The sequence below is a fragment of the Paraburkholderia sp. J41 genome, assembly GCF_905220235.1.
GTDB lineage: Bacteria > Pseudomonadota > Gammaproteobacteria > Burkholderiales > Burkholderiaceae > Paraburkholderia.
Genome location: NZ_CAJMZE010000107.1, coordinates 1 through 441 on the forward strand (window position 1 = coordinate 1; position 441 = coordinate 441).

The 441-nt window shown below is 64.2% G+C and carries 1 pseudogene; it reads left to right on the forward strand.

The window, feature by feature from the left end:
- Positions 1–441 (forward strand): annotated as a pseudogene (locus U5805_RS31635) (hypothetical protein); the annotation flags it as partial.

The following is a 441-nucleotide window of genomic DNA, read 5'->3' on the forward strand; positions in this document are numbered from 1 at the left end:
GGCAACGTGACGACGCTCCAGGGCAATGTCACGACGCTGCAAGGCAACGTTTCGAACATTAACAGCCAGATCACGAACATCAGCGGCAAGCTCAATGACGCGGTGCTGTACGACTCGTCGGCGCACAACGCGGTGACGCTGGGCGGCTCGGGCGCGAGCGCAGTGGCGCTGCACAACGTGGCCAACGGTCTGCTGAGCGCAACGAGCCTCGACGCAGTGAACGGTTCGCAACTGAACGCGACGAACACGAACGTGTCGAACCTCGCGGGCAGCGTGACGAGCATCAACAGCCAGATCACCAACATCAACGGCAAGATGGCTGACGCGGTGCTGTACGACTCGTCGGCGCACAACGCGGTGACGCTGGGCGGCTCGGGCGCGAGCGCGGTGGCGCTGCACAACGTGGCCAACGGTCTGCTGAGCGCAACGAGCCTCGACGCA